Source organism: Leifsonia poae (genome assembly GCF_027921845.1).
Lineage (GTDB): Bacteria > Actinomycetota > Actinomycetes > Actinomycetales > Microbacteriaceae > Leifsonia > Leifsonia poae.
In genome coordinates this window covers 122,215-131,833 of sequence record NZ_BSEN01000010.1, presented here as the reverse complement: position 1 = coordinate 131,833, position 9,619 = coordinate 122,215, and the positions used below count along the sequence as shown (strand labels likewise).

At 68.0% G+C, this 9,619-nt stretch carries 8 protein-coding genes; 6 read left to right on the top strand and 2 right to left on the bottom strand.

The window, feature by feature from the left end:
- Positions 1 to 382 precede the first annotated feature (382 nt).
- Positions 383 to 1,348: an ATP-binding cassette domain-containing protein gene (locus tag PKE84_RS11475; protein WP_271177378.1), complete on the top strand. Its 966-nt coding sequence runs from the start codon at positions 383 to 385 to the stop codon at positions 1,346 to 1,348.
- A gap of 31 nt (positions 1,349 to 1,379) precedes the next feature.
- Complete coding sequence (locus PKE84_RS11470; protein WP_271177377.1) at positions 1,380 to 2,144, top strand: ABC transporter permease; 765 nt, start codon at positions 1,380 to 1,382, stop codon at positions 2,142 to 2,144.
- A gap of 100 nt (positions 2,145 to 2,244) precedes the next feature.
- Here PKE84_RS11470 and PKE84_RS11465 read toward each other — a convergent pair whose 3' ends face one another.
- Positions 2,245 to 4,083 carry a glycoside hydrolase family 2 protein gene (locus PKE84_RS11465; RefSeq protein ID WP_271177376.1) on the bottom strand — a complete coding sequence of 613 codons (1,839 nt, stop codon included), beginning with the start codon at positions 4,081 to 4,083 and terminating at the stop codon, positions 2,245 to 2,247.
- Between the two features lie 94 nt (positions 4,084 to 4,177).
- Entirely contained in the window at positions 4,178 to 5,188 is a 1,011-nt protein-coding gene (locus PKE84_RS11460) for a LacI family DNA-binding transcriptional regulator (protein WP_271177375.1), read from the bottom strand.
- Between the two features lie 158 nt (positions 5,189 to 5,346).
- On the opposite strand from PKE84_RS11460, the gene PKE84_RS11455 reads away from it, so the two are divergent.
- Genes PKE84_RS11455 through PKE84_RS11440 form a run of 4 tightly spaced genes read left to right on the top strand, consistent with a single transcriptional unit; the run spans position 5,347 to position 9,533 of the window.
- Positions 5,347 to 6,657 carry an ABC transporter substrate-binding protein gene (locus PKE84_RS11455; RefSeq protein WP_271177374.1) on the top strand — a complete coding sequence of 437 codons (1,311 nt, stop codon included), beginning with the start codon at positions 5,347 to 5,349 and terminating at the stop codon, positions 6,655 to 6,657.
- Positions 6,647 to 7,627 (top strand): carbohydrate ABC transporter permease, encoded by a 981-nt coding sequence (locus tag PKE84_RS11450; protein WP_271177373.1) that lies wholly within the window; start codon positions 6,647 to 6,649, stop codon positions 7,625 to 7,627. Before PKE84_RS11455 ends, PKE84_RS11450 begins: the two co-directional genes overlap by 11 nt.
- Positions 7,624 to 8,538 (top strand): carbohydrate ABC transporter permease, encoded by a 915-nt coding sequence (locus tag PKE84_RS11445; protein ID WP_271177372.1) that lies wholly within the window; start codon positions 7,624 to 7,626, stop codon positions 8,536 to 8,538. The genes PKE84_RS11450 and PKE84_RS11445 overlap by 4 nt, the downstream gene beginning before the upstream one ends.
- A 2-nt stretch (positions 8,539 to 8,540) precedes the next feature.
- Positions 8,541 to 9,533, top strand: a complete 993-nt coding sequence (locus tag PKE84_RS11440; RefSeq protein WP_271177371.1) for a glycoside hydrolase family 43 protein — start codon at positions 8,541 to 8,543, stop codon at positions 9,531 to 9,533.
- The last annotated feature ends 86 nt before the right edge of the window (positions 9,534 to 9,619 follow it).

Genomic DNA, 9,619 nt, shown 5'->3' with positions numbered 1-9,619 from the left:
CTCGCTACGCTCCGCCGCGCCCCGCCGCGCCGCCCCGCGCCGCCCCCGCTCCGCGCCCGTCGACTTGCGTGAAATGTGCGGTCCCGCCACCCCGCAACCGCACATTTCACGCAACTCGGTCAGCCCGGTTGCCAGGCCACTGTTCAAAGTTGAACAATCAAATTTGAACAATCCGTCGAATTTGCTTGCACTCACCCGCGAGCGCGCTCTATGGTGAGTCACGTCACTCGCGATATATCGCGAAATGCGATCCACGGTTCATGAAGCGATCGGCGACCAGCGGCCGACGTACAGCGATCGGCAACCCGCGATCACGCCGCACGAACCACCGCCCGCGAGTCACGCGTCAACAGTCACCCATCCACCACCGAACGAAGGAGCCATGGTGATCCACGCCAGAGGACTCGCCCGAACATTCGACACCAAGCGGGGCAGAGAGAAGGTCGCCGTCAAGGCGGTCGCCGGTGTCGACATCGACGTCGAAGAGGGGGAGATCGTCGGCTTCCTCGGCCCCAATGGAGCCGGCAAGACCACGACTCTCCGCATGCTGACCACCCTGCTCAAGCCGACCACCGGCACCGCGACGGTCGCCGGTTTCGACCTCGCGAAAGACGCGATCAACGTGCGCAAGAGCATCGGTTACGTCTCGCAGAGCGGCTCCACCGCATCCGAGGCCAGGGCGGGGGAGGAGATCGTCGACCACGGACTCCTCTACGGCATCAGCGCAGCGCAGGCCACCCGACGCGGCAAGGAGCTCTTCGAGCAGCTCGAGCTCGACGGGATGTGGTCCCGCCAGCCCAAGACGATGTCCGGTGGCCAGCGCCGTCGGCTCGACATCGCAATGGGCCTCGTGCACGACCCAAAGCTCGTCTTCCTGGACGAGCCGACCACCGGCCTCGACCCGCAGGCCCGCGCCAATCTTTGGACCCACATCGCCGACTTGCGCACCAAGCGCGGCAGCACCGTGTTCCTGACCACCCACTACCTGGACGAGGCGGACGCGCTCTGCGACCGCATCCTGGTCATCGACCACGGCTCGATCGTGGCCTCCGACACCCCGGATGCTCTGAAGCGTCAGGTCGCCGGCGACCTCATCGAACTCGTGCTGCACGATGAGCGCCACGTGCCGACCGCGGCATCCCAGCTCGCGGCGATCGGTGGCGGTGAACCCGTCATCGACGGGCGCGTCGTGAGCATCCGCGTGCCCGCCGCCGGCACCGAGCTCCCGCCCCTGCTGCGCTCGCTCGACGCCGCCGGCGTGGAACTGGCCGCCATCGAGGTGCGCCGCCCGACGCTCGACGACGTCTTCCTGACCATGACCGGCCGCTCGCTGCGCGAAGACGTCTGACGCCGCCGCCCCGATTCCCCAAGGACTCATCATGACTTTCGCCAACCAGACCTGGATCATCTTCCGCCGCCAGATGCGCCTCGCGCTCCGCAATCCCGCCTGGGTGATCATCGGCCTCGCCCAGCCGGTGCTCTACCTGTGCCTGTTCGGCCCGCTGCTCGAGCCGCTGGCCGCGGAGATCGGAACGGACAACGCGTACACGTTCTTCGTCCCCGGACTGCTCGTGCAGCTCGCCCTGTTCGGCGCGCTCTTCGCCGGCTTCGGGCTCATCTCCGAGTGGCGCGAGGGCGTCATCGAGGCCGAGCGCGTCACGCCGGCCAGCCGCACCGCACTGCTGCTCGGGCGTGTGCTGCGCGACCTCGCCCTGCTCACCGTTCAGGGCATCGTGCTCGTCGCGCTCGGGTTCCTGTTCGGGCTCACCGGCTCGATCCCCGGCATGATCCTCGGCCTTGTGCTCACGGTGCTGCTCGGTGGCGCGTGCTCCGCGTCGTCGAACGCCCTCGCGCTGACCACGAAGAGCGAGGATGCGCTGGCCCCCATCCTGAACAGCATCTCGCTCCCGGTGCTGCTGCTGTCGGGCATCCTGCTGCCGATCAGCACGGCGACCGGCGCTCCGCAATGGCTCGTCACCCTCAGCGACTTCATGCCGATCAAGTACGTCGTCACGGGCATCCGGTCGCTGTTCACGGGTGACTTCTGGACGACCGCTGTGCTCTGGGGCGTCGTCTGGACGCTGATCCTGTTCGTCGCCGGCCTCTGGGTCGGCACGCGCACCTTCCGCAAAGACAACGCCTAGCGCGCCCGCCGGCCGCGCACGCAATCGAGTCCGGGAGAAGTCGCTCGCCACGCGGCGCGCGACGTGATTTCTCCCGGACTCGATTACGACGGCCCTGAGGCTACGCGCGCGGCCCCGCGATGATCGCGCGGAGGCGCTCGATCGGCAGCTTGGGGCGGCGGTCGTCGGTGACGAGGCCGTTGGTCTCCTGGCCCGTATCGGCGAGCTGGGTGTAGCAGAAGCCCGCCAGCACCGGGCTGGCCAGCGTCGCCTCGACGAGGGCACCGACGCGGTCGCCGAAGTCCTCGGCGCTCGAGGCGGCCGAGTAGCCCCAGGCGCCGTCGACCTCATGGGCACGGTCGACGAACGAGACTCCGCCGAACTCCGTGAGCATCACGGGGGCCGAAGTGTCGCGCGTGCCCTCGACGAGCATCCGGCGGCCGGCGGGGCCGAGACCGTCGAACAGCGCGTCGATCGCCGACGCCGTTCCGTAACGCGCCGCCACGACCGGGCCCGACGATTCGTAATCGTGCACCGACAGGATGTCGGAGTTCACGTGCTCCCAGCCGTCGTTCGAGATCACCGGACGCGTGGGGTCGAGGGCCTTCGTGAGCCGCACGAGCGCGGCCGCGTAGTCGCGCATCCGGGCATCGTGGGCGAGGTGCTGCACGCCCCAGCTCTCGTTGGTCGGCACCCAGGTGACGATCGACGGATGCGAGTAGTCGCGGTCCACGATGTCGGTCCATTCGCGGGTCATCCGGTTGACCGCCGTCGGCGTGAATTCGTAGGCGGCGGGGGATTCGCCCCAGATCAGCAGCCCCAGCGTGTCTGCGAAGAACAGGAACCGCGGATCCTCGAACTTCTGGTGAAGTCGGGCCGCGTTGAAACCGAGGTCTTTGATGAGCTGCGCCTCCGCGCGGAGGCCGTCGACCGACGGTGCGGCGAGGTGCGACTCCGGCCAGTAGCCCTGGTTGAGCACGGAGCGCACGTAGTACGGCCGGTCGTTGAGCAGGAATCGTCCGCTCGCGACGGCCGCCGAACGCAGCCCCAGATACGAGTGCACGACATCCGCACCGGATGCGCCACCCGCCGACAGGGTCACCTCGGCATCCACGAGCCGCGGGTGCTCCGGCGACCACAGCAGGTGCTCGTACGCCTGTCCGTTGCGCTGCTCCGGCAGCGGCACGACGACCTCGACCGATCGGCCGGATGCGGGCAGCAGCACCGACCCGAGAGCGCGGCCCTCGAACGTGAGCCCGATCGAGAGCTCGGCACCCTCGGGCGCCGGACGCGTGAAACGGACGCGAGCGCCGACGGACGCGTTCACGAGATCGGGCGTCCAGTGGATGCGCTCGATCGCCACCTCGGGCACGGCCTCCAGCCAGACCGGCTGCCAGATGCCGGTGGTGCGGTGGTACCAGATCGCGTGCGGCTCGAGGTGCCAGTCCTGCTTGCCGCGCGGCTGCGACAGGTCAGCGGGGTCGTCCTCGGCGCGCAGGACGACGGCGACGCCATACGTGCTGCCGGCCGCGTCCCCGCGCACCAGTTCCGTGACGTCCAGTGAGAACGGTGATCCGCCTCCCTCGTGCGTCCCGGCGAGCATCCCGCCGACCCAGACCGTGGCACGATAGTCGACCGCCCCGAAGTTCAGCATCAGCCGTGTCGACGCACCGTGTCCGGCCGCCGCGAGATCGGCCGCTGTCAGCTCGCGCCGGTACCAGACGACCGGATGGAATCCCGTGTCGCCGATTCCCGACGCCGGCGACTCCGGCGGGAACGGGACGACGATCGTGCGATCGAACCGGCCTGCGTCGTCGTCGCCGAACCACGCCTCGCGCACGCCCGCGTCGGCGTCGTCGTATGCGAACGCCCACTCACCCCCGAGGTCGCACCACTGCTCGCGGACGAGTTGGGGCCGGGGATACGTTCCGTCGAGGGTGCTTGCAGCGTCGAAAGTCATGACCACTATCGTGCACTAGAAATGCAGCGCTGTAAAACAGCAATTCGTCGGCAGGGGTGAGAACCCATCCGACACGTGGGGAACCGTCCTCGGCTCAGAGGGCCGGAGCGCTCTCCCTGGTCACCAGCTCGAAGTCCACCAGCTCGTGGCGTCCCATCGAGGTGAGTCCGTCGATCCGTTCCTGGAGCATCGTGAGCGCCCGGGAGGCGAGCGCGGTGAGGTCCGGAGCGACCGTCGTCAGGCTCGGGAACGTGACCGAGGTCATCAGGGTGTTGTCCCAGCCGATCACGGCGACATCGCCGGGAACGCTGAGGCCTCGCTCCTGCAGGGCGCGGAGGGCGCCGATCGCGGCGAGGTCGTCGCGGCACATGATCGCGTCGACCTGCAGACCGCTGTCGAGAGCCGCACCGATGTCGGTCGCGGCGTCGACGGGGGAGATCGCGTGCGTCGGGATGAGCATGGCCGAATCCGGGGTGATGCCGGCGGCTTCGAGGGCGGCCTGGTAGCCGGCGATGCGGAGTTCGGACGTGCGCGAGATCTGCGGGATCTCGTGGCCGGCGAAGGCGATACGGCGCCGCCCCAGGCCGAGAAGATGCTCTGTCGCCGTGCGCGCCGCGGCGACGTTGTCGATCATGACGCGGTCGATGCTGAGGGGTGCGGCGCCCTCACCGAGGATGACCATCGGGATGTCCGCGCGCGTCTGCGCCAGTTCGGTCGAGCTCATCACGGCCGGCTGGAAGATCACGCCGTCGACCAGGCCCGACTCGATCCCGGTGACCACGGCGCGTTCGCCTTCGAGCGTCGCGTCGGTCTGCTCGAGCAGCACGCGGTAGCCCTGCTCCTCGGCGAGGTCGGAGACGCGACGTGCGAGCTCTGCGAAATACGGAAGTGTGACATCCGCAAAGGCCAATGCAAGCAATCCGGTGCGGCCGGTGGCGAGGCGGCGGCCGAGCATGTTGGGGCGGTAGCCGAGCTCGTCGATCGCACGCTGGACGCGCTCGCGCATCTTGGGGCTGACGTGCTGATAGTCGTGGACGACGTTGGAGACGGTCTTCATCGAGACGCCGGCCAGCTCGGCCACATCCTGCAACCGGACACCGGCCATGGCGCCTCCTTCTTCGTCTCGAGAACTCTACTGGCCGCACGGCCATTTCAGGATTGTCCCCCTCGACCCCGCTTGACAGCAAATTTCCAGCGCTGTAATTTGGCCAGAGCGCGGAGGAATTCCACGCGCTGCGCCAGTCACTCAAGGGAGAGAATCACATGAAGAAGCGATCTGCAGGGCGTGTCCTCGCCGCGGCAGTGGCCGCCGGTGTCGCCATCGCGCTCAGCGCGTGCGGCAGCTCGGGCGGCTCCGGTGGCGAAGTCGCGTCCGGCGACTACACGGGTCCCCAGGTCACCGTCACCTTCTGGAACGGCTGGACGGGCGGCGCCGCGCCGGTGCTCGTTCCGAAGCTGGTCGAGAAGTTCAACGCCGAGCACAAGAACATCGTGGTCAAAGACGTCCCCATGGAGTGGGCCGACCTCGCCAAGAAGATGCCGCTCGCGGTCAAAGCGGGCAAGGGGCCGGATGTCGCGGTCGCGCACGGCGACGACGTCGCCACCTACGCCGCTCAGGGCCTCCTGCTCAAGAGCGATTCCATCGTGAAGTCGCTCGGTTACAGCGCCAGCGACTTCCCGGAGGGCCTCATGAAGGCCGGCTCCTACAAGAGCGCTCAGTACGGCATCCCGTGGAGCGTCACCCCGCTCGGTCTCTACGTGAACAAGGACGTGCTGAAGAAGGCCGGCCTCGACCCCGAGACCGTTCCCGCCGACAAGACGGCCTACATGGCGGCGCTCGCCAAGCTCAAGACGGCCGGCGTGCAGGGCGAGTGGGTCGACGGCTACGTCTTCACCGGCACCTTCGAGTTCGAGTCGCTGCTCTGGCAGTTCGGCGGCGACCTCTTCAACGACGACGTGACCAAGGCCACGTTCAACTCGGATGCGGGTGTTCAGGCACTCACCCACATGACCGACCTGATCAAGCAGGGCTACAGCCCCGCGAACGTCGCTCAGGACGGCAACATCAACGCCCTGATCGCGGGCAAGACCGCTTTCAACTGGAACGGCGTCTGGCAGACCACCAACACGGCGTTCGACAAGCTGCAGTGGGCGGCCACCGCGGTTCCCCAGATCGGAACCGAGAAGGCCGTGTGGTCGAGCTCGACCCACTGGATGTTCCTCAACAACAAGGGCCAGGACAAGAACAAGACCGCGGCTGCCGCGACCTTCGTGAAGTGGATGAACGACAACTCGGCCAGCTGGCCCGACACCGGCGAGCTCCCCGCGAGCAACAGCGTCCGTAACGACCCGGCTCTGGTGCAGAAGTACCCGAACCTCAAGCCGTTCCTCGACGAGCTGCCCTACGCCCACTACGAGACGTCCGCTCCCGGCATCACCAGTGTCACCGCGACCGTCACGACCGCTGTCAACGAAGCGGTCACCGGCAAGAAGTCGCCCAAGCAGGCGCTCGACGACGCGGTCGCCAAGGCGAACACCCTGCTCGAGCAGAACAAGCAGACCTATGGCGAGTGAGCTCGCTGTAGAGGCGGCATCCCGGCCCGGCGCCGGGATGCCGCCTCGGCGCGCCCGGCGCAGCACCGGACTCGCCGCGCCCCGCCGAACGAAGACGGCCTACCTGTTCCTGGCGCCGTTCCTCGTGCTGTTCATCGTGTTCGTCGCGGCACCCGCCGTGTTCGGCCTCTGGATCAGCCTCACCAACTGGAGCCCGTTCCGCGACTCGCAGTCGTTCATCGGTCTCAAGAACTACATCGACCTCTTCACGCCGGGCTCGGCGACGTCCGCCGACTTCTGGCAGTCGATGGGGGCGACGGGGATCTTCACGCTCGCGAGCGTGCCGTTCCTCCTCGTCATCCCGCTGCTCATCGCGGTGCTCCTGAACCGGGCGATCCGCGGCGGCACCGTGTTCCGCGCCATCTTCTTCGCGCCCTACGTGCTCGGCGTCGCCGTCATCGGCGTGATCTGGAAATACCTGCTCGACACGCAGTCCGGCATCGTCAACCACGTGCTCGGGATGCTCGGCCTCCCGTCCGACATCCCGTGGACGGTCAACGTCCCGTGGGTCTGGGTGTCCCTGGTGCTCGTCACCGTCTGGTGGACCCTCGGATTCAACACGGTGATCATCCTCGCGGGCCTCAAGGGCATCAACAACGACCTCTACGAAGCGGCCGCGCTCGACGGCGCCGGCGCGGTCCGGCAGTTCTTCAGCGTGACGCTGCCCGGCCTGCGCCAGGTGATGACCTTCGTCGTCACCGTCACGATCCTCGCCTCCGCCAACATGTTCGGCCAGTCGTACCTGCTCACCAAGGGCGGGCCGGGCAACCAGACACGCACAGCGATCATGTACATCTCCGATCAGGGCCTGTCGCAGAACAACATGGCGGCCGCGTCGGCGATGAGCTACGTGCTGTTCGTCTTCCTCGCGATCATCAGCATCGTCAACTTCCGCTTGCAGCGGGAGCGTTCGGAAAGGGCATCCCGATGACGGCCGTCACCTCCCCGAAGCCGGCGTCCGCCCGGCCCGAGCAGCCGGATGCTCGTCCCTCGCGTCCGTCGCGCCGGCGTCCATCACCGCGTCGCACTGCGAGCCGCGTCGTGCTGTACGTCGTGCTCTCGATCATCGCGCTCATGATCATCGTGCCGCTGCTGTGGATCGTGCTCACGTCGTTCAAGACCGACAGCGACGCCATCCGCAACCCGTTCTCGGTGTTCCCGAACCCCTGGTCGATGGATGCGTACGTGACGCTCGCGAGCGGCCAGCAGCCGATCTTCCGCTGGTTCCTCAACAGCCTGCTCGCCGCAGCGCTGCAGACGGCGATCATCCTGGTCACCGCGTCGGCGGCTGCATACGCGCTCGCCAGGCTCGAGTTCTGGGGCAAGAAGATCGTGTTCGGCGCGATCATCGCGACCCTGCTCGTTCCGCCGGTCATCTTCCTGATCCCGAACTACCTGATCGTGCAGAACCTCGGCTGGCTCGACACCATCTGGGCCATCTCGATCCCGGGCGCCGCCAGTGCGTTCGGTGTGTTCTTCCTGCGGCAGTTCTTCGTCGGGCTTCCGGTGGAGATCGAGGAGGCGGCGCGCATCGACGGAGCGGGCGACATCCGGATCTTCCTGCAGATCGTGATCCCGCTGGCTCGACCGGCGCTCGCGACGCTGGCGGTGCTGAGCTTCCTGGCGAACTGGAACGACTTCCTCTGGCCGGTGTACGTGCTGCTCAGCCCGGAGAACCTCACGCTGCAGCCGGGCCTCGCGCAGTTGCAGGGTGCGTACTCCACGCACTTCGCCATCGTGATGGCGGGCGCGGTGATCGCATCGGTCCCGGTGCTGATCCTCTTCTCGATCGCGCAGCGGCACATCGTCGACAGCGTGGCGAGCTCGGGCGTCAAGGGGTGAGGATGCGCGGGGGTGGGGCAGGCGCTGTTCTCGCGGCGCTCGGGCTGCTCGCTGCGGTCGGGTTGACCGGCTGCTCCGGGTCGGGGCAGGGTGACGGAGCGGATGCGTCGCCGAGCGCCGCTGCCGGCTTCGCCATCGACCAGGACTTCGCCGATCCGAGCGTGCTCGTCGACGGCGGCACCGCGTACGCGTTCGCGACGAACACGCCGGGCTTCACCATCCGTGCTGCGACGTCGACGAACATGACGTCGTGGAAGCTCAGCGACACGGATCCCCTCCCCGTGCTGCCCTCGTGGGCGCAGTCCGGCAAGACGTGGGCGCCCGGGGTGGCTCGCGTGAGCGACGGCCACTACGTGATGTACATCACGGCGACCGACGCGAGCAGCGGCCGCCAGTGCATCGGAACGGCGGTCAGCTCGACGCCGGGAGGGCCCTACGCTCCGCCATCCGGACCGGCTGGCGCGGCACCGCTCGTCTGCCCGGTCGACGCGGGCGGCGCCATCGACGCGAGCACGTTCCGCGACGACGACGGACGGCTCTCCCTGGTCTGGAAGACCGACGGCAACTGCTGCGGACTCGACACCTGGATCGAGCTCGCACCGCTCAGCGCGGACGGGCTCTCGCTTGCGGGTCCGACCTCACGGCTGATGAAGCAGACCGAGTCGTGGCAGGGCGCGCTCGTCGAAGCACCGGTCATCGTGAAGCGGGGCGGGCAGTACGTGCTCTTCTATTCGGCGAACGACTACGGGACCGACCAGTACGCGATGGGCACGGCGCTCTCTCCGACGCTGACCGGGTCGTACGCGGCGTCGTCGTCGCCGTTCCTCTCCTCGGCATCGAGCAAGGGGCGTTACATCGGGCCGGGCGGACAGGACGTCGTGACCTTCGACGGACGCGACTGGCTGGTGTTCCACAGCTGGGACGAGGCGTACTCGTACCGCGGCATGGTGGTGCGGCCGCTGAACTGGGACGGCGCGACGCCCGCACTCGGCTGAGCGCGGGCGGCTGCGTACGCGGGCGGCTCCCACAGCCGCGGCCGGCCGTGAGTTCTGCACAGGTTCTGTGGATCGGGCCGGGATGC